The 19,761-nt window shown below is 70.4% G+C and carries 17 protein-coding genes; 13 read left to right on the top strand and 4 right to left on the bottom strand.

Features of this window, described 5'->3' with window-relative positions; genetic code table 11:
• The first annotated feature begins 20 nt into the window (after window positions 1-20).
• From ABZU52_RS21925 to ABZU52_RS21915, 3 genes are all read left to right on the top strand, one after another.
• Window positions 21-1,037 carry a hypothetical protein gene (locus tag ABZU52_RS21925; protein ID WP_354972851.1) on the top strand — a complete coding sequence of 339 codons (1,017 nt, stop codon included), beginning with the start codon at window positions 21-23 and terminating at the stop codon, window positions 1,035-1,037.
• A gap of 36 nt (window positions 1,038-1,073) precedes the next feature.
• The gene (locus tag ABZU52_RS21920; RefSeq protein WP_354972850.1) at window positions 1,074-2,636 is read left to right on the top strand and encodes a fused MFS/spermidine synthase; all 1,563 of its coding nucleotides are present in this window, start codon (window positions 1,074-1,076) and stop codon (window positions 2,634-2,636) included.
• 71 nt (window positions 2,637-2,707) lie between these two features.
• Window positions 2,708-4,345, top strand: coding sequence for a serine/threonine-protein kinase (locus tag ABZU52_RS21915; RefSeq protein WP_354972849.1), 1,638 nt, complete (start codon window positions 2,708-2,710; stop codon window positions 4,343-4,345).
• Window positions 4,346-4,414: 69 nt separating this feature from the next.
• Here ABZU52_RS21915 and ABZU52_RS21910 read toward each other — a convergent pair whose 3' ends face one another.
• Both ABZU52_RS21910 and ABZU52_RS21905 read right to left on the bottom strand, forming a co-directional pair.
• Window positions 4,415-5,083, bottom strand: a complete 669-nt coding sequence (locus ABZU52_RS21910) for a TrkA family potassium uptake protein (protein WP_354972848.1) — start codon at window positions 5,081-5,083, stop codon at window positions 4,415-4,417.
• A 17-nt stretch (window positions 5,084-5,100) separates the two neighbouring features.
• Window positions 5,101-6,435, bottom strand: a complete 1,335-nt coding sequence (locus ABZU52_RS21905) for a potassium transporter TrkG (protein ID WP_354972847.1) — start codon at window positions 6,433-6,435, stop codon at window positions 5,101-5,103.
• Window positions 6,436-6,575: 140 nt separating this feature from the next.
• Between ABZU52_RS21905 and ABZU52_RS21900 the strand changes: the two genes are divergently transcribed.
• Window positions 6,576-7,688 (top strand): glycerophosphodiester phosphodiesterase, encoded by a 1,113-nt coding sequence (locus tag ABZU52_RS21900; protein ID WP_354972846.1) that lies wholly within the window; start codon window positions 6,576-6,578, stop codon window positions 7,686-7,688.
• A 609-nt stretch (window positions 7,689-8,297) separates the two neighbouring features.
• Entirely contained in the window at window positions 8,298-9,053 is a 756-nt protein-coding gene (locus tag ABZU52_RS21895; RefSeq protein ID WP_354972845.1) for a phage Gp37/Gp68 family protein, read from the top strand.
• Between the two features lie 25 nt (window positions 9,054-9,078).
• On the opposite strand, the gene tcmP is transcribed toward ABZU52_RS21895, so the two are convergent.
• Complete coding sequence (tcmP, locus tag ABZU52_RS21890) at window positions 9,079-10,254, bottom strand: three-Cys-motif partner protein TcmP (RefSeq protein ID WP_354972844.1); 1,176 nt, start codon at window positions 10,252-10,254, stop codon at window positions 9,079-9,081.
• Window positions 10,255-10,499: 245 nt separating this feature from the next.
• The gene (locus ABZU52_RS21885; RefSeq protein ID WP_354972843.1) at window positions 10,500-10,730 is read right to left on the bottom strand and encodes a GntR family transcriptional regulator; all 231 of its coding nucleotides are present in this window, start codon (window positions 10,728-10,730) and stop codon (window positions 10,500-10,502) included.
• Window positions 10,731-11,019: 289 nt separating this feature from the next.
• Between ABZU52_RS21885 and ABZU52_RS21880 the strand changes: the two genes are divergently transcribed.
• The 8 genes from ABZU52_RS21880 to ABZU52_RS21845 all read left to right on the top strand — a co-directional run bounded on the left by ABZU52_RS21880 (window position 11,020) and on the right by ABZU52_RS21845 (window position 19,668).
• Window positions 11,020-11,259 (top strand): hypothetical protein, encoded by a 240-nt coding sequence (locus tag ABZU52_RS21880; RefSeq protein WP_354972842.1) that lies wholly within the window; start codon window positions 11,020-11,022, stop codon window positions 11,257-11,259.
• A 208-nt stretch (window positions 11,260-11,467) separates the two neighbouring features.
• Window positions 11,468-12,667: a substrate-binding domain-containing protein gene (locus ABZU52_RS21875; RefSeq protein WP_354972841.1), complete on the top strand. Its 1,200-nt coding sequence runs from the start codon at window positions 11,468-11,470 to the stop codon at window positions 12,665-12,667.
• Window positions 12,668-12,670: 3 nt separating this feature from the next.
• Window positions 12,671-13,414 carry an ABC transporter ATP-binding protein gene (locus ABZU52_RS21870; RefSeq protein WP_354972840.1) on the top strand — a complete coding sequence of 248 codons (744 nt, stop codon included), beginning with the start codon at window positions 12,671-12,673 and terminating at the stop codon, window positions 13,412-13,414.
• Window positions 13,414-14,184 (top strand): ABC transporter ATP-binding protein, encoded by a 771-nt coding sequence (locus tag ABZU52_RS21865; RefSeq protein ID WP_354972839.1) that lies wholly within the window; start codon window positions 13,414-13,416, stop codon window positions 14,182-14,184. The genes ABZU52_RS21870 and ABZU52_RS21865 overlap by 1 nt, the downstream gene beginning before the upstream one ends.
• Window positions 14,184-15,074 (top strand): branched-chain amino acid ABC transporter permease, encoded by an 891-nt coding sequence (locus ABZU52_RS21860; RefSeq protein WP_354972838.1) that lies wholly within the window; start codon window positions 14,184-14,186, stop codon window positions 15,072-15,074. Before ABZU52_RS21865 ends, ABZU52_RS21860 begins: the two co-directional genes overlap by 1 nt.
• Complete coding sequence (locus ABZU52_RS21855; protein WP_354972837.1) at window positions 15,071-16,177, top strand: branched-chain amino acid ABC transporter permease; 1,107 nt, start codon at window positions 15,071-15,073, stop codon at window positions 16,175-16,177. Before ABZU52_RS21860 ends, ABZU52_RS21855 begins: the two co-directional genes overlap by 4 nt.
• 100 nt (window positions 16,178-16,277) lie before the next feature.
• Window positions 16,278-18,455: a DEAD/DEAH box helicase gene (locus tag ABZU52_RS21850; protein WP_354972836.1), complete on the top strand. Its 2,178-nt coding sequence runs from the start codon at window positions 16,278-16,280 to the stop codon at window positions 18,453-18,455.
• A gap of 271 nt (window positions 18,456-18,726) precedes the next feature.
• Window positions 18,727-19,668 (top strand): hypothetical protein, encoded by a 942-nt coding sequence (locus tag ABZU52_RS21845; protein WP_354972858.1) that lies wholly within the window; start codon window positions 18,727-18,729, stop codon window positions 19,666-19,668.
• The last annotated feature ends 93 nt before the right edge of the window (window positions 19,669-19,761 follow it).

The raw sequence follows: 19,761 nt of genomic DNA, 5'->3' as shown, positions 1-19,761 counted from the left end.
GTCGACGGAAGGACGCTTTCGTGCCCAGGACCAGGCTCAGCCCGCGGCTCGGTCGCCGCGCTCTGTTCGCCCTGCTCGCCGCCGTCGCGCTGGTGCTCGGTGGTGCCGGCGTGCCCGCGTACGCGGAGCCGGGCGAGGGTGGCAGCAAGAAGCTGCAGGACGCGCTGGAGCTGACCGCCAAGGGTCACATTGAGGCCAAGGCCAAACTGGACAATTCCAAGCGTCGCCAGACGGCGCTGACCGGCGAGCTGACGACGCTGGAGGGTCGGCTGGTCGGGCTCACCAGCCAGGTGGGCGAGGTGGCCGCCCAGTCGTACCGGGTGGGTCGGCTGAGCGCGGTCTCGATGCTGCTCAACACCGCCTCCCCGGAGGCGTTCCTGCAACGCGCGGGCGACCTCGACCTGATGGCCCAGCGGGACAGCAAGCGGCTGCGTGATCTCACCGAAGCCCGGCAGCAGGCGCAGCAGGCCAAGGTCGCCATCGACGCCGAGGTCCGCGAGCAGCAGAAGCAGCTCGCCGTGATGGCGAAGAAGAAGAAGGAAGCCGAGGAGGCGCTCGCCGAGGTCAGCTCCGGCAGCAGCAACGGTTTCAGCGGTGGCAGCTCCGCCTCGGCGAAGCCTGCGCCGCGTAACTCCGACGGGTCCTGGCCGTCGGAATCCTGCTCGGTGAAGGACCCGACCACCTCCGGATGCATCACTCCGCGCACCCTCAACGCGCTCAAGCAGACCCAGGCGGCCGGCTACAAGCGGCACGTCTCCTGCAAGCGCAGCGGCGGTGGCGGCGAGCACCCGAAGGGGCGGGCCTGCGACTTCTCGGCCGCCACGAACGGTTTCGAGGACAAGAACGCGACCGGCGGAGACAAGGCGTACGGGGACAGCCTGGCCGCCTGGCACGTGCGCAACGCCGACCGGCTGGGCGTGCTCTACGTGATCTGGTACCGGCAGATCTGGCACCCCGGCACCGGGTGGCGCTCGTACAGTGGCAGCGGCTCTCCGGCGGCGTCCCACACGAACCATGTTCATCTCTCGATGTACTGACCCGAAACACCATGTTCGCTGCGTACCATCGCGACGATGAGCTCACCACCGTCTGACGTAGCGGCCCCGCCAGCTTCCCCGGCCCCGCCCGTGCCGACCACCGGCCGGGCGCTGCCCAACGGCCTCGCCGCCTTCCTGGTCTTCTTCTCCAGCGGTGCCGTGCTGGTGCTGGAGACCGTCGCGCTGCGCCTGGTCGGCCCGTACGTCGGGGTCACCCTCCAGGTGACCAGCTCGGTGATCGGCATCGCGCTGGCCGCGATCGCGTACGGGGCGTGGTCCGGTGGCTGGCTGGCCGACCGGCGCAACCCGCGGGGCCTGCTGGCGCCGGCGCTGGTGCTGGCCGGCATCGCCACCGCGGTCACCCTGCCCGTCGTCCGGTACGCCGGTGAGGTGCTGCGCGGTGGTGCGGCAAGCGGCATCCTGCTGCTCGTCGCGCTGGCCGTGTTCGTGCCGGCCGCGCTGTTGGCCGCGGTCACGCCGTTGGTCGTGAAACTCCAGCTCGCCGACCTGCGCCGCACCGGCCAGGTGGTCGGTCGACTCTCCGGCATCGGCACCCTCGGCGGCATCACCGCAACCCTGCTCACCGGGTTCGTGCTGGTCGCCGCCCTGCGCAGCACCGTCATCGTGCTGGCACTGGCGCTCGCGCTCGGGCTGGTCGGTATCGGCCTCGGCTGGTACCTGCGCCGGCAGGAGCCCACCGAGCTGCCCGGTCCGGCCCGGACCCGGGCCGCGCTGGCCGTGCTCGGCCTGGTCGGGGCGGGGCTGACCACCGTGGCCCCCAACCCGTGCGACATCGAGACGGCGTACCACTGCGCCCGGGTCACCTCGGACCCGTCCCGGCCCAGCGGGCGGATGCTGCTGCTCAACTCGGCCCAGCACTCGTACGTGGACCTCGCCGATCCGAAGCACCTGGAGTACGCGTACACGAAGTGGATCGGCGCGGTCGCCGACGTCGCCGCGCCGGCCGGTCGGCGCCTGGACGCGCTGCACCTGGGCGGCGGCGGGTTCACCGTGCCGCGCTACCTGACTGCGACCCGGCCGGGCACCGACAACCTGGTGTTCGAGATCGACGGCGGGCTGGTCGAGCTGGGCGAACGGGAGCTGGGCGTACGGCCGGGGCCGGAGCTGCGGGCGGTGGTGGGTGACGCCCGGATGCTGGTCGCCAGCGAGCCGACCGACAGCCGTGACCTGGTGGTCGGTGACGCGTTCGGGCACCTGGTGGTGCCCTGGCACCTGGCCACCCGGGAGATGGCCGCCGACGTCCGGCGGGTGACCCGCCCCGGCGGCGTGTACGTGCAGAACGTCATCGATTACCCGCCACTGCGGTTCATCCGCGCCGAGCTGGCCACGGTGGCCGCCGAGTTCACCCACGTCGCGTTGATCGCGCCGCCGGAGGCGCTCGCCGAGGAGCAGGGCTCGAACTTCCTCATCGTCGGCTCCGACGCGCCGCTGCCGCTGGACGCCGTCCAGGCCCGGCTGGCCGAGGTGGATCCGAAGGTCAGCCTGCTCTCCGGCGCGGCGCTGACGGACTTCGTCGGCGGGGCGATGGTGTTGACCGACGACTACGCCCCGGTGGATCAACTGCTGGCCACCGCCTGATCGGGTGACAATCCTGACCGATTCCGATACTCCAGGTGTAGGCGGGCCGTTCCTGGGCAACAACGCTCACCATGGGTGGTGGGGACCGAAACGGCGCGCAGCTGCTCGATGAGCGGTACCGGCTTATCGAGCAGCTCGGCGCGGGCGGGATGTCGGTGGTCTGGCGTGGCTACGACGAGGTGCTCGGCCGCCAGGTCGCGGTGAAGGTGCTGGCCTCCCGGCTGGCCAGCGACCGGGCCTTCCGCCACCGCATCCGGATCGAGGCGCAGGCCGCTGCGCGGCTCTGCCACCCCAACATCACCAATGTGTACGACTACGGCGAGTCCGAGCAGGTCGGGCTGACCGTGCCGTACGTGGTGATGGAGCTGGTCGACGGTGCTTCGCTGGCCAGCCGGTTGGGCCGGGAGAGCCGGCTGCCCTGGCGGGAGGCGGTGACCATCGGGGCCGAGGTCAGTTCGGCGCTGGCCACCGCGCACGCCCGCGGTGTGGTGCACCGCGACGTCACCCCGGGCAACGTGATGCTCACGTCGACCGGGGTCAAGGTGGTCGACTTCGGCATCTCCGCGCTCGTCGGGGAGAGCGAAAAGGGGCCGGACGGCGCGCTGTTGGGCACTCCCGCGTACCTCGCCCCGGAGCGGTTGGACAACGGTCAGGTCTCCCCGGCCACCGACGTGTACGCCGTGGGGCTGCTGCTCTACCGGATGCTCACCGGCCGACTGCCGTGGCTGGCCAGCACGACGACCCAGATGCTGCGCGCCCACATGTACAACGACCCGGAGCCGATGCCCACCGTTCCGGGGCTGCCCGACGGGGTGGCCGAGCTGGTCGGGCGTTGCCTGGCCAAGCGGCCCGCCGACCGGCCGCCCACCGCCGAGCTGACCCGGGTGCTCGCCGAGGCGGCCGGAATGCTCTCGGCTGTGCCGGTCTCCCCGGCCGGCGGGCCCCTGGACGCCGCCGCGCTGGCCAACGCCGGCACCACGATCCTGCCCTGGTCGGCGGAGACGGACGCGTTGCCGTTGTCGCGGACCCGCAACCGTCGGACGCAGCAGCGGGTGACCCGGCGCCGGCGGGTGGAGGCCGGCGTGGCCGCCGTCGGGCTGATCGCGGTCACCGGGGCGATGTGGGGCTTCACTTCGCGCAGCCCGGCCAGCGGCGGGGATCGGCCGACGACCGAGGCTCGGATGGGTCTGCCGGCGGTGGCCCCCTGCGAGGTGGCGTACGCGCTGCGCACCGACTCCGGCACCGAGTTCGCCGCCGAGTTGACCCTGACCAACACCGGCGGCCGTGAGCTGCGGGACTGGACGATGAGCTTCACCTTCCCGGGGCAGCAGAAGGTGACGAAGGCGGAGCCCGCACCGGTGCACCAGCAGGGCAGCACCGTGCTGATCCGGCCGGCTGCCCAGCGCACCACGCTGGCGGCCGGTGCGGCCGAAAAGGTGACGATCACGGGTAAGTACAGCGGGGCGAACCCGTTGCCGGTCGAGTTCCGGCTCGGCGAGGCGACCTGCGGGGTTCGGGTTTCCGGGGTCGCCGGCAGTGCGCCGTCCACCGCCCCGCCGAGCAAGGCGGCCACGGTGAAGGCGCCGCCGAAGAAGGCGACGGTCCGCACCGGCTCCGGTTCGGGCGGCGGTGCGCCGAAGGTCAAGCCGCCGAAGCCTCCCAAGAAGCCGAAGGCCGAGGGTGGTGGTCCGGGAAAAGCGGAAAGGTGACCAAGGGGCCGGGTGGTCACCGGAAGAAGTAAGCAGGCCACACCGTGTCGACGAGGGCCGGTCCGCAGGTCAGCTCAAGCCCGCGAACCGCTGCACCTGGTCGATCCCGCCCTCGACGATCAGCACCCCGCCCTGGGGAAGCGCGGTGTCGTCGGACGTGTACCGGAAGCGTTCGCCCGGCAGCTTGGCGCCGACCACGCGTACCCCGAAGCGCTCCTCCGGTCTCAGGTCGAGCAGGGTGCGCCCGACCAGGGACTCCGGCACCCGGACGGTGGCGATGGCGAAGTCGTCGTCGAACTCGATGAAGTCGAGCAATCGGCTCACGATCAGGTGCGCCACCCGGTCCCCGGTCTCCGCCTCCGGAAAGATCACGTGGTGCGCGCCCACCGACGCCAGGATCTTGGCGTGCTTCTGCGAGGTGGCCCGCGCCCAGATCTGGGGCACACCCAGCTCGACCAGTGCCAACACGGTGAGCACGCTCGCCTCCACCGAGGCTCCGATGGCCACCACCGCCCGTCCGAAACTGGTGACGCCCAGCTGGCGCAGCGCCCCCTCCTCGGTCGCGTCGGCCTGAATCACCCGATCGAGCTGCGCCGACCAGCGCTGCACCGTCGCGGGGCTGCGGTCGATGGCCAACACCTCGCGGTTCATCCGGGTCAGCGACCCGGCCAGTTGGCAACCGAATCGACCCAACCCGATCACCACGATGCCGCCGCTGTCCGCCCGTCTAGCCGACACCTCGACCCTCCCTGCTGCTAGCCGACAATGGGTTGTTCCTGGGGGTAGCGGTAGAGCCGGCGTCGGGTGTTCAGTGCGATCGCCGACCCCAGGGTGAGCGTCCCGACCCGGCCGATGAACATCAGCACGGTCAGCGCCAGTTGACCGCCCGCCGGCAGTTCGGCGGCCAGGCCGGTGGTCAGACCGGTGGTGCTGAACGCCGAGGTGATCTCGAACAGTGCCGCGACGAAGCTGACGCCCTCGGTGAGCAGCAGCAACACCATGGTTCCGGCCATCACCAACGCGACGCTGAGCAGCGCCACCGTGATCGCCTGCCGCTGGCTCGCGGTGGCCACCCGCCGGTGCCCGATCGTCACATCGGGTTCGCCCCGCAGCTCCGCCCAGATGGTGAAAGCCAGCAGGAAGAACGTGGAGACCTTGATGCCGCCGGCCGTGCTGGCGCTGCCGCCGCCGATGAACATCAACACGATCAGCAGGGGATAGCTCTCCTCCTGAAGGTCGGCGATGTTCAGGACGCTGAAGCCACCGGTACGGCTCAGCGCGATCTGGGTGAACGACGCGAGGATCTTTCCCGGTACGTCGTACTGGCCGATCGTGCTCGCGTTGGTCCACTCGGCGGCGAGCAGGCCAGCGAAGCCGACCAGCAGCAGCACCGCGCTGCCCCAGATGGTCAACTTCGTCGCCACCGCCCAGCGCGTCGGCTGACGCCACTCGCGGACCGCCTCGAACAGCGCGGGGAACCCGAGACCGCCGATGATCGCGCCGATCGCCAGGGGCAGCGACACCCACGGGTCACGGCTGAAGGCCAACAGGCCGTCGGTGTAGAGCGCGAAGCCACCATTGTTGAACGCCTGCACGGAGTGGAAGACGCCCGACCAGAGAGCCTGCCCGAAGGTGTAGTCGTAGGCCAGCCAGAGCCGACCGGCGACCAGCACGGTCATCACCGCCTCGCAGGCGAAGACGGTCAGCGCGATCCGGCGAAGCAACCGGCCCACGTCACCGATGCCGAACTCGGCCGTCTCGGCCTGCACCAGCAACCGGTTGCGCAGCCCGAGCTGACTGGAGACCACCAGGATGACCAACGCCGCGACGGTGAGGATGCCGAGACCGCCGAGCTGAGTGAGCAGGGTGATCACCACCAGTCCCGCTCCGGACCAGTAGTTCGGCGTGTCGGTGATGGCCATGCCGGTAACCGACACGGCCGAGGTGGCGGTGAAGAGCGCGGTGATCAGGGGTGGGCGCTGGTGCTCGACGGTTGCCCAGCGCGCCATGAGCACCCCGGTCCCGAGCAGGATCGGCACCAGGAACGCGAACGGCACCAGCCGCACGGGATTGCGGAAAAACCGGCGCACCAGACAATCTTCCTGTCCGCCCGCGACCCTGGAGTGGGAACGGGCATTCCGGAGGTTTCATCTGTCGGCCAGCCATCGACCAACTCCTGGCTAATCACGAGCGGTCTGCTTATCCGGACCATCGATGACAGGAGACGGCGTTGCGACGTACCCTCTCGACCCTCGGCGTGGCCGGCGCTCTGCTCGCCGCCGCCGTGGCCCTGCCGACCATGGCCGCGGCCGAACCTGCCGGGAACGCGGACCACTCCCGGGCCGACGAACGACCCATCGTGATCGGTCACCGTGGCGCCAGCGGCTACCGGCCGGAGCACACGCTGGAGGCGTACCGGTTGGCGATCCGGATGGGTGCCGACTACATCGAGCCGGACCTGGTCTCCACCTCCGACGGCGTGCTGGTCGCCCGGCACGAGAACGAGATCTCCGGCACCACCGACGTGTCGACCCGCTCGGAGTTCGCGGCCCGGAAGACGACGAAGACCATCGACGGTGTCGCGGTGACCGGTTGGTTCACCGAGGACCTCACCCTCGCCGAGCTCAAGACCCTGCGGGCCAAGGAGCGGCTGCCGCAGGTACGCGTGGCGAACACCGCCTTCGACGGCCGCTTCGAAGTGCCCACCCTCCAGGAGGTCATCGACCTGGCCCGGACCGAGGGGCGGGCACGGGGCCGCACCATCGGTATCTACCCGGAGACCAAGCACCCGAGCTACTTCGCCTCGATCAAACTGCCGTTGGAGGAGCCGCTGCTCCGGGTGCTGCGGCAGAACAAGCTGGACCGGAAGAACTCGCCGGTCTTCATCCAGTCGTTCGAGACGGCCAACCTGCGTCGCCTGAGCCGGCTCACCGACGTGAAGCTGGTCCAACTGCTCGACGCGACAGGCCGCCCCTACGACTTCACCGTCGCCGGTGACGCCCGCAGCTACCAGGATCTGGCCACGCCGGCCGGGTTGAAGTGGATCGCCGGGTACGCCGACGGCATCGGCGCGAACAAGAACCTGATCGTGCCGCGGGACGCCGCCGGCGCCCTGCTCGCCCCGACCAACGTGGTACGCGACGCGCACCGGGAATACCTGCTCGTGCACTCCTGGACGTTCCGCGCCGAGAACCAGTTCCTCCCGGTGGACTTCCGGATCGGCACCGACCCGAACGCGCGCGGCGACATCACCGCCGAGTATGAACTCTTCCTCGGCCTGGGCCTCGACGGTGTCTTCAGCGACCACCCGGACACCGCCGTCGCCGCCCGCGCCGGCCGCTGACCCGAGCCGCGGCCCGGCCTCTGACCCACTAGGAGCCTCGGCCCGGCCGCTGACCCGCTACGAGCCTCGGCCCGGAGCTGATCTGCTCCGCGCCGACCACCGGGCCGATCACGCCCGGCCCACACGCTGGCCCGGCGTCCGTCACCTCGGACGCCGGGCCAGCGGCGTCTCCGGCACGGCCCGCAGGCGCAAGGCCCGCCGACCCCTTGTGCGGGACGCCCCACTTGGCCGGAGCCACTTGCTCAACAGGAGATGATTCACCCAACGGCGACACTCCCCAAGATCGCGCCCGATCCAGGAAGTAGTGGCTTCGCCGTGCCCCCGAGGCCACTACATCAACGATCCAGCACGATCTTGACGGCGTGCGGGCGGGATGAGGCAGCAACATCGGGGATCGCGCTGCCTTTGGGCCGGCAGAGGCAGCACCATCAGGAATGCTGTGGTGATCTTCGCTTGCTCAGTCGGCAACGGCGGTCGGACGAACCGTCAGCGTCCGGGGTCTTCGGCGACCTGGGTAGGGAGAACCTTGACGGGCCAACACGCCGCGCAACCCTTCCCATGCGTACGGTTGTTCGACAGTATTGTCGCGTCGAGCGGAAGGAGCGGCGCATGGCGGACAAAAGCGCCATCGAGTGGACGGAAGCAACCTGGAATCCCACCACCGGTTGTGACCGCATCTCGTCGGGCTGCGACAACTGCTATGCGATGACTCTCGCTAGACGCTTGAAAGCCATGCGCTCGGCCAAATATCAGACCGACGGAGACCCGCGCACTTCCGGCCCCGGTTTTGGCGTCGCCCTGCACCCTGATGCGCTTGATATTCCTCGTCGCTGGCGTGATCCACGGACCGTCTTCGTCAACTCCATGTCGGATCTGTTCCACGCACGGATTCCACTTGCCTATGTGCAACAGGTCTTCGCTGTCATGCGCGAGACCCCCAGGCACACCTTCCAGGTGCTCACCAAGCGCGCCTCCAGGCTGGCGAAGGTCGCCCATCAGATCGACTGGCCGGCGAACGTCTGGATGGGCGTGAGCGTCGAGGATCACGCTCAGCGGGAACGGGTCGCCCAGCTTTGCGAGGTGCCGGCTGCGGTACGTTTCATCTCGGCTGAGCCGCTGCTGGGGCCGCTGATCGACTTGGATCTCGACGGCATCGACTGGCTGATCGTGGGGGGTGAGTCGGGGCAGGGCTGCCGCCCGATGGACCCGGCGTGGGTGCGTGACCTCCGGGATCAGTGCGCCTCTGCTGGCACCGCCTTCTTCTTCAAGCAGTGGGGCGGGCGTACGCCGAAGGTTGGCGGCCGGCACCTCGATGGTCGGACGTGGGACGAGATGCCGACCCCGCGTCTACTCGTGCAGGCATAGGGGCTGCTGCGGGTGGGGTCCCGGCTCAAGGCCGCCAGAGGACTTCCTTCCAGAAGTCACCCGTACCGGGGCTGCTGATCCGGCCTTGTCGATGCAGCGACTTGACGGCCTGTCGTACGTGTGGTGCCCAGGCGTGCCCAAGCACGTCACCGTAGATCTCCGGCACATGATCAACGATCTTGATCGTAGAGTTCTGTTCGAGCAACTTGGTGATGTTCCGCTCGATCGCACCTGACCAGCGAGGGGCGTTCTCGGCCTTGTAGTGCTCGGCGTCGAAGACGGGACCGTCGCCGAACAGCGTCTCCGCCACGTGGTCGCCCCGGCGGATCTGTTCCCGGACCCACGCCTCCTCCCATTCGACGCCAGCCTTGCCGAGGGTGTCGGCGAAATGCCAGGCACCTTCGCCATGAGTGGTGAACAGGGCGAGGACGTACTTCGGAGCGAGACCGGGGCGTGGGCGCACCGGCATCTGCACCGCCCGGTAATTGGACCCCTGGGTGAGATCTCGGGCGTACCTGTCCGCAACCCGGAGTGCGACGTCCGTGGCGCGCTGGTCATCGCCCGCATCCGACACCTCGGCGAAATAGCGGCGCCACCAGCCGCCACCCAGGAACCGATCCAATCGTGCGGCCGTCCTCCGGTCGCTCTCCGACAGCCCACCCGATCGACTCTCGGCAACGTGAACGGCCCGTCCCATCCGAGCCACTGTGGAAACGCTGAAGTGCAGCAGCACTTCGGTCGGCGGCCAGTTTGGCCGCCCGAGCAGCCGCGTTCGGATCAGATCGAAGTCAAGAGCCGGCCCGAAGGGATCGAGAAAGGCGAAGAGCGAGGCGCCCTTGGCCAAGGCCAGCACTTCGGGCAGGTGCTGGTCGAGGGTGCCCTGGCGAAGTTCACGTCGAACCGCCCCGCCCTTGTCGCGGAGCACCTGCTCCAGGTTGGCGTAGCTATCCGGATCCTGCTCGACGAAGAATGCGAGCACGTCGCGGAAGCCTTGGACGAACTCGGCGCACCGAGACAACAACAGCGGAGATCCTGGCTCTCCGCCGTCGTACTCACCTCTTCCGGCGTAGCCGTTCAGGAATACGATCGGGTTCCCCTGCCCTGTCTTGGCGGCGAACACCACGGGGTAGCGCTTGAGGATGCCGTGCTTCAGTACGGCCGCTGCCTTCTTCGACCGGAAAAATTCGTCGTTGTTGGACAACGGCCCTCCCCGCCTCGCTCACCTTCGGTCATGAAAAGGTAGCGCTGCGTTGTTAGGCTTGCTGCCCGCAAAGGGGGTCACTCGGAGCGGATTCGATCGGGGACGCGCCCAGTGAGCAGCGCCGACGGCTCGTTAGCGATTGGCTGTCGCGCAGTCCTCAGTCCATGATCTGACACAGGAACGGCGCTGATGCGGGATCTGGTGCGCGGGAACCTCGTTGGTCATTTGTCGGGTCGCCGGAGTGTCTACCGGCGGGGTTGTTCGGCGACGTAGGTGCCGCGGCCGGACTGGCCGATGATGAGGTTCCGGTCGTGCAGCAGCGAGAGTGCACGGTAGACCGTGCCCGTGCTGACGTCATACATCTCGGCGAGCTGACTGGTCGAGGGCAGTTTGTCGCCTGGCTTGAGGTCGCCGGTCCTGATCCGCTCGGCGATCTCGTCGACGATGCGGCGAAACGATGGCTGTGCAGTGGGCATGGTGAGGACTCCGGTTGGTTCGGCACCTCTGATCATGCCCGACCTGCTCTAGCAACTGCAATAAGTTGCCGACCTGTCGCGCTTCGGGGTCGACCTACTACACCTGCTGTAGTAGGTTGCTTGATGTCCGGCTCCGGTTGGTTCGGCAAACCCTCGGGGTGCGGGCGTGAGGTGGGCTCCGCGTTCGTACCGCCGCTGTCGAAGGCTGCGGGCGTGGGGCCGGGCGGTCCTGTGCGTGTCCCCTACCCGCGCACCGGACCGCCCTCCAGGTGACGAATCGAGGGTGAACATGACGAGGGAACGCTTCGTGGTGCACCTGCCGGTGGTGGCGGCTGATCTACCGGGGGCGCTGCGGTTCGCGCGGGCGATCACGCGGGCGCTGGGTTTCCTCGCCGACGTGGACCGGGCCGAGACGACGGTGTCCGAGGAGGACGCCCAGTGCGTACGACATCGGGTCTTCTGTGACCACCTGCTGGCCGGTCGTCGGCGGTGCCCGCGCCCGGCGGACCACGAAGGGCCGTGCGGCTGAGCCGGATAGCTCGGGGCGACACACCTGTCGATCCACCCGTGGCGCTCCAGGCCATCGGGAGGCCCGGGCCGAGGATGGTAGTGCGCTCCGCTGTAACCCCCGGCCACCTCATTCCTGTTACTTGTGTGTTTCCGCCACATAGCTCGTGGGTGACGTCACTTCTAGCGTGAGCCGACAACCAAGCATCCTGTCCTCACCTGGAGTCGCGATGACGGTCCGGCACACGCGGCGGGCGTTCCTCTCCGCCGCCACGATGATGGCTGCGGCGCTCGCCGCCACGGCCTGTGGTAGCCCGCAGGACACCGCCACCGGCGGCGGCGACAACGCCGCGCCGGTCAAGGTCGGCCTGGTGTACTCCCAGTCGGGAGCCCTGGCCAGTTATGGAAAGCAGTACATCGAGGGGTTCAAGGCGGGGTTGGACTTCGCCACCAAGGGCACCGGCAAGGTCGGTGACCGGAAGATCGAGCTGACCGAGGTCGACGACGCCGGCGACCCGGCCAAGGCGGTCTCCGCGGCGAAGGACCTGATCGGCAAGGGCACGAAGATCATCGCCGGCTCCACCGCCTCCGGGGTGGCGCTCCAGGTCGCGCCGATCGCGGCACAGAACAAGGTGCTGTTCATCTCCGGCCCGGCCGCCACCGACGCGGTGACCGGCGCGAACAAGTACACCTTCCGGTCCGGCCGGCAGTCCTACCAGGACGTGGTGACCGCCAAGTCGTTCATCGGTGACCCGACCGGTAAGAAGGTCGTGGTCTTCGCCCAGGACGGCGCGTTCGGTGATGCCAACGAGGCCGCCGTCAAGGCCGTCATCGGCACTGCGGGCGCGACCGTGAGCAGTGTTCGGGCCCCGGCCAGTGCCACCGAGTTCACCCCGTTCGCCAGCCAGATCAAGGCCGCCAAGCCGGACCTGCTCTTCGTCGCCTGGGCCGGCACCACCGCCCCGGCCATGTGGCAGACCCTCGACCAGCAGGGCGTGCTGTCGTCCACCACTGTCGTGACCGGCCTGGACATCCGGGCGTCGTGGCCGACGTTCGGGGCGGCCGGCGCGAAGATCTCCTTCCTGTCGCACTACTTCGACGGTGCGTCCGACACCGAGGCCAGCAAGGCGCTCAAGGCCAAGGTGAACACCATCGACCTGTTCCACCCGGACGGCTTCGCCGCCGCCCAGATGGTGGTCCGCGCGGTGCAGGAGAGCGGCGACGACGTCGACAAGATGGTCACCGCGCTGGAGGGCTGGAGCTTCGACGGGGTCAAGGGCAAGATGACCATCCGGGCCGCCGACCACGCGCTGCTCCAGCCGATGTTCCAGGCCAAGCTGACCGGCAGCGGCACCGCCTTCACGGCGACCGCGCAGAAGAGCCTGACCGGCGACGAGACCGCGCCACCGGCCGTGGCCATGAAGGGCTGAGAAATGCTCGCCACCCGCGGTCTGACCTGGCGGATCGGTGAGGTCGCCATCGTCGACAGCGTCTACCTCGACCTGGCGCCCGGGGAGTTCCTGGGCGTGATCGGGCCGAACGGCGCCGGCAAGACCTCACTGTTCAACCTGATCACCGGCCTGCGCCGGGCCACGGAGGGCCGGATCACCCTGGACGGTCAGGACATCGGGGGGCTCCCGCCGCACCGGCGGGCCCGCCTCGGTCTGGGCCGTACCTTCCAGGCGTCGTCGGTCTTCGGCTCGCTCAGCGTGCGGGAGAACGTCCGGCTCGCCGTGCAGGCACACCGCGGGGGCTCGATGGCGCTGTGGCGGCGGGCGGCGGCCGACCGGGAGGTCGCCGCCGCCGCCGACGCGGCGCTCGACCGGGTCGGCCTCGCCCACCGGGGTACGGCGCTCGCTGGCACCCTGGCCCACGGCGAGAAGCGCAAGTTGGAGATCGCCCTGCTGCTCGCCGGTGAGCCGCGGGTGATGCTGCTGGACGAGCCGATGGCCGGGGTCAGCGCCGAGGACGTACCCGAGCTGGTCGCCGTGATCAAGTCGTTGACCGGTGACAGCGGCCGGGCGGTGCTGATGGTCGAGCACCACATGGACGTCATCCTGGAGCTGGCCGACCGGATCGCCGTCATGCACCACGGCGCGCTGCTGGCCTGCGACACCCCGGAGACGGTGATGGCCAACCCCACCGTGCAAGAGGCCTACCTGGGGGAGTCGCTCTGATGGAACCGATTCTCACCGTGGAGGAGCTGTCGGTCCGGATCTCCGGGCTGCACATCCTCCAGGGGGTGTCCTTCACTGTCGCCCCGACCGGGGTGACCGTCCTGCTCGGCCGCAACGGCGTCGGCAAGACCACCACGCTCCGCGCGATCGTCGGCCTCACCCCGCCCGCCGGGGAGGTGCGCGGCACCATCCGGATGGGCGCGCAGAGCCTGCTGGCCCGGCCGACGCACCGGCTGGTCCGCGGCGGGCTCGGCTACGTACCCGAGGACCGCTGCGTGTTCGCCGGCCTCACCGTCGCCGAGAACCTGCGGCTCGCCGAACGGCGGGGCACCACCCCGGCGTACGACAAGGTGTTTGCGCTCTTTCCGGAGCTGGACCGGCGCGGACGCCAACGGGCCGGCTCGCTCTCCGGCGGGCAGCAGCAGATGCTCGCGATCGGCCGGGTGCTGCTCAACGACAACCGGCTGCTGCTCGTCGACGAGCCGACCAAGGGGTTGGCGCCGAAGGTGGTGACCGAGGTGGCCGAGGTGTTGGAACGGGTCGCGGAGTCGGTGCCGGTGCTGCTCGTCGAGCAGAACCTGGCCGTGGTCCGCCGGCTGGCCCGCGACGCGGTGGTGCTGGCCGCCGGCAAGGTGGCCTGGACCGGCGACGCCCGTGAGCTGCTGTTGGAGACCGCGCTGACGAAGTCGCTGCTCGGTGTCGGCACGGGCGAGTCGCACCAGCCGGTCGAGCCGGGCCGGGCCGCCACGGCGGGGAAGGACCAGCTCTGATGGACACCGTGATCCTGTTGGCGTTGACCGGGCTGGGCCTGGCGGCGCTGTACTTCCTCGTCGCGTCCGGCCTGTCCCTGGTCTTCGGCCTGGCCGACGTGCTCAACTTCGCGCACGGGCTGTTCCTCGGCGTCGGCGCGTACGGCACCTGGTGGGCGGCGGGCAACCTGCCGGGCGCCGGCCCGGACGGGTTCGGCTTCGTGGTCGCGGTCGCCTTCGGGGTGGCCGCCGGCACGCTGGTCGCGATCCTGGTCGAGCTGGTGCTGATCCGCCCGCTCTACTCGCGCACCATCGAGCAGGTGCTGGTCACCGTCGGGCTGTCCCTGGCCGGGGTGGCGTTGCTCCAGGCCACCTGGGGTGCGGACGCCCGGCCGTTCCCGCGTCCGGACTGGACCAGGGAGGTGACCGGGATCCTCGGCGCGCAGGTGCCCAACGGTGGCCTGCTGCTGATCATCGCGGCGGTGCTGGTGCTCGGCGCGATCCTGGCGTTCCTGCGCTGGACCCGGTACGGCCTGGTGATCCGGGCCGGGGTGGAGAACCGGGAGATGGTGACGGCGCTCGGCATCGACGTGCGCAAGGCGTTCACACTGGTCTTCGCCATCGGTGGGGCGGCCGCCGCGCTCGCCGGCGCGCTGGGCGGGGTCTACTTCGGGACCGTCTCGCCCGGGCAGGGCGGTTCGCTGCTGATCTTCGCGTTCATCGTGGTGGTGATCGGCGGGATGGGCTCGGTGGTCGGCTCCGCGTACGCGGCGGTCGTGGTCGGGCTGGTGCAGCAGTTCGTCAACTACTACGGCACGTCCGGGCTGGGCGACATCTGCGTGGTCGGGCTGCTGGCCGTGGTGCTGCTGCTGCGTCCGCAGGGCATCGCCGGAAAGGTGGCAACGGCATGACGCTTCTCGACGTGACTCCGGCACCGGCACCCACCGCGCCGCGACCGGGCCGGGTGCACCGGGTCCGCCCGTTCCTGCCGCTGGTCGCGCTGGTGGTGCTGGCGATCCTGCCGTACTCGACGATCTCCCTGCCGGGGATCTTCGAGGGGCCGGTCAACTCACCCGGCACCCTGCAACTGCTCGCCATCTGCCTGATCTTCGGTGGGCTGGCGGCCGGGTACGACCTGCTCTTCGGCCGGACCGGAATGCTCTCCTTCGGGCACGCGCTGTACTTCGCCGCCGGTGTCTACGGCACCGACATCCTGATCACCCGAGCCGGTCTGCCGCTGTGGCAGGCGGCGCTGCTGACCATCACCGGCGGCACGATCCTCGCCGCGCTGCTCGGCGCGGTGGCGCTGCGGACCGTGGGCATCGCGTTCGCCATGGTCACCCTCGCCTTCGCCCAGGTCGGGGCGATCCTGGTGGCCCGGGACTTCGGCGGGCTCACCGGCGGCGAGGAGGGCCTGCCGCTGGACGTGTCCGGGCTGCCCGCCGGGCTGGTCGGGGTGACCAACACGGTCAACCTGTACTGGTTGGCACTCGCGTACCTGACCCTGGTGGTCTTCGTGGTGCACCGGGTGAGCGGGTCGCCGACCGGGCGGGTGCTCGCCGGGCTGCGCGACGACGAGCGGCGGATCGGCGTGCTCGGGCTGGACCCGTACCGCTACAAGCTGGTGGCGTTCACCCTGGCCGGCGGGCTGGCGTCGGCCGGCGGGGTGGTCTACGTCCTGATCGTCGGCGGCGCGTCGCCGCACATCACGTCGTCTGAGCTGACCCTGTCGCTGCTGGTCATGGTGGTGCTCGGCGGGCCGGGCACCCGCTGGGGTCCGGTGCTCGGCGGGGTCCTCTACATGTACCTGGACCACCGGCTCACCGCCTTCGGCACCAGCGACGCGGTGGACAATTTGCCGGCCGTCCTCAGCCGCCCGCTGAGCCAGCCGCTGTTCGTCCTCGGCACCGTCTTCATCCTGGCCGTGTACTTCTTCCCCGGCGGCCTAACAAGCCTGTCCCCCCGCATATCCCACCTGACCAGATCCCTCCGCCCACCCCGCCCACCCCGCTGACGTGTGTTGATCAAGAGGTTTGCGTCAGGATTCGGCCGAACGATGACGCAAACCTCTTGATCAACAAGGGAATGGCGGGCGGCGCTGGTAGAAATGCCGGGTGGAGACAGCAGAGCGGGCAGCGGTACGGGAGCGGGCCGAGGCGGTGCTGCGTCGGCTGGCCGGTGACCATGCCCGACTGCGCGAGGACCAGTGGCGGGCCATCGAGGCGCTGGTCGTCGACCGGCGACGGGTGCTCTGCGTCCAGCGCACCGGTTGGGGCAAGTCGGCGGTCTACTTCGTGGCCACCGCCCTGCTCCGAGACCGCGACCAGGCCGGCCAGGCCGGCCAGGCCGGCCAGGCCGGCCAGGCTGAGCACGCCGGGCACGCCGGGCCGACCGTCATCGTCTCGCCGCTGCTCGCGTTGATGCGTAACCAGGTCGAGGCGGCCGCCCGGGCCGGCATCCGGGCCCGCACGATCAACTCGGCGAACCTCGACGAGTGGGACGAGATCACCGCCGAGATCCAGACCGGCGCGGTGGACGTACTGCTGATCAGCCCGGAACGGCTCAACAACCCGGACTTCCGCGACGGCGTCCTACCGAAGCTGGCCGCCACCACCGGCCTGCTGGTGGTCGACGAGGCGCACTGCGTCTCCGACTGGGGGCACGACTTCCGGCCGGACTACCGGCGGCTGCGGACGTTCCTCGCCGAGCTGCCCGAGCGAACCCCCGTGCTGGCGACCACCGCCACCGCCAACGCCCGGGTCACCCAGGACGTGGCCGAGCAGTTGGGCGACGCCCTGGTGCTGCGCGGCACCCTGGACCGCGAGTCGCTGCGCCTCGGGGTGCTCGACCTGCCCAGCCCGGCCCACCGGCTGGCCTGGCTCGCCGACCACCTGGACCAGCTGCCCGGCTCCGGCATCGTCTACACGCTGACCGTGGCGGCGGCGGGGGAGACGGCCGAGTTCCTACGTTCCCGGGGCTACCCGGTCGCCTCGTACAGCGGGCAGTCCGACGACGCCGACCGGCGGGCCGCCGAACAGGACCTGCTCGACAACAAGATCAAGGCGTTGGTCGCCACCAGCGCCCTCGGCATGGGCTTCGACAAGCCCGACCTGGGCTTCGTCGTCCACCTCGGCGCGCCGCCCTCGCCCATCGCGTACTACCAGCAGGTCGGCCGCGCCGGCCGCGCCGTCGAGCACGCCGAGGTGCTGCTACTGCCCGGCGTCGAGGACGCTGCGATCTGGCGGTACTTCGCCTCGCTGGCGTTCCCACCGGAGGAGCAGGTCCGGGCCGTGCTGGCCGCCCTGCACACCGACCGCCCGCTCTCCACCCAGGCCCTCGAACCCCTCGTCGACCTGCGCCGGGCCCGGCTGGAGCTGATGCTCAAGGTGCTCGACGTGGACGGCGCGGTCCGCCGGGTGCGCGGTGGCTGGCTCGCCACCGGCGAGCCCTGGGTCTACGACGAGGCCCGGTTGCGCCGCGTCGCCCAGGCGCGCACCGTCGAGCAACAGGCCATGCGGGAGTACGCGTCGACGGGCGAATGCCGGATGCGGTATCTACGGGAACGCCTGGACGACACCGAGGCGGCCGACTGCGGCAGGTGCGACAGGTGCGCCGACCCACTCTTCGCCGCCGACGTGTCGACGGCCGCGCTCGCCGCCGCGCAGACCTTCCTGGGCCGCCCCGGCGTGGAGATCGCGCCCAAGAAGCTCTGGCCGACCGGGCTCGACGCGGTGGGCGTACCCCTCAAGGGCCGGATCGCCCCCGCGGAGCAGGCGCTGCCCGGCCGGGCCGTCGGGCGTCTCTCCGACCTGGGCTGGGGTGGCCGGCTGCGCGAACTCGTCGGCCCGGACGCACCGGACACGCCGGTGCCCGACGACGTCGCCGGCGCGGTCGTGGAGGTGCTGAAGGCGTGGGCACACGGCGACGACCCGTGGCCCCGCCGGCCGGTGGCGGTGGTCGCTGTCGGTTCCCGGCGGCGGCCCCGGCTGCTCGGCTCGCTCGCCGAGCGGATCGCCACAGTGGGCCGGCTGCCGCTGCTCGGCGAGGTCACCGCGGCCGGCCCCGGCGGCCCAACCGGGCCGCGCGGCAACAGCGCCCAACGGGTACGCGCGCTGCACGACACCTTCACCGTGCCGACCGACCTGGCCGACGCGCTGGCCGGACTGGACGGCCCGGTGCTGCTCGTCGACGACCTGATCGACTCGGGCTGGACGATGACGCTGGTGGCCCGTGCCCTACGCCGGGCCGGCGCGACCGACGTGCTCCCGCTCGCCCTCGCCGTGGCCGGCTGACCCGCTGCGTTCGGAATCGGGTGGGAAAGTTCCCGGGCGACGTCGAGTGCGACAGTCGCCACGCTGTCCGGGCGTCGGCCTGGCGCAGCCGGACGCGGCGGTAACGTGGGTGGCATGACCGACCAGCAGCCCGTCACCCGTGCCTACGCCGTCACAGGCACGGCCGCTGCCGACGAGGCCGGCTACCTGCTGGGCGCTGGCGTTGCCTGACCAGGTTTCCGCGGTGCCGGTGTCTGACGAGGTCTCCGGGGGGCCGGTGTCCGCGGGGCCGGTGGCTGCGGTGTCGGTTTCCGACGAGATCCCCGCTGGGCCGGACCGGGCCACCCTCCGGCTGGCGCTGGTGGTCGGCGGGCTGGTGCTCGCGGTGCTGCTCGGCTTCGGTCTCGGCCGGCTGAACACCAACGGTGCCGCCACCGGCAGCCCGTCGTTGGCCGCCGAGCACACCGACCCGCCGGGCGTCGCGCCGCACAACCACGGCTCCGCAACGACCACCGATCAGGGCGCGGCCACCGAGCCGGGCGGTCTGGCGGTCAGCTCGGCCGGGTTCACCCTGGCCCCCCTGGCCACCGAGTTCGCGGCGGGTCGCCCCGGTCAGCTTCGCTTCCAGGTGCGCGACGCACAGCGCCGGCCGGTCACCCGGTTCGCCATCGTGCACGACAAGCCGATGCACCTCATCGTCGTCCGGCGAGACCTGTCCGGGTACCAGCACCTGCACCCGACCATGGCGGCGGACGGCACCTGGTCGGTGCCATTGACCCTCGCGCAGCCCGGCCTCTGGCGTGCGTACGCCGACTTCACAGTGGTTGCCGACACCGGTGCGCAGACCGCGCTGACCCTCGGCACGGACCTGGTGGCGCCCGGCGACTACCAGCCCCGTCCACTGCCGGGGCCGGCCACCTCGACGACGGTGGACGGCTTCACCGTCGGCTACCAGGGCACCCCGCAGATCGGGGCGACAGTGCCACTGACCTTCCGGGTCGACGGCGCTGGCGGTGCCGCCCCGCTGGAGCGGTACCTCGGGGCGTACGGGCACCTGGTGGTGTTGCGCGAGGGCGACCTCGGTTACCTGCACGTGCACCCGGAGACCGAGCTGGTGGACGGTCAGATCAAGTTCTGGTTGACCACTCCCGGCCCGGGCCGCTACCGCCTCTACCTCGACTTCCAGGTGAACGCCGAAGTCCGAACCGCCGAACTCACCCTAACCGTCCCCTAGCTCCCACCCCCCACGGCCTCGGCGTTGATCATGAAGTTATTTTTTCACGCCCCGCCGGGGGGGGTGGAGAAAATAAAGGTCATACCCCCGCCC

Origin of the sequence: Micromonospora sp. NPDC005220 (assembly GCF_040607895.1) — a bacterium.
Taxonomy (GTDB): domain Bacteria; phylum Actinomycetota; class Actinomycetes; order Mycobacteriales; family Micromonosporaceae; genus Micromonospora.
This window is presented reverse-complemented; position numbering and strand designations above follow the sequence as displayed.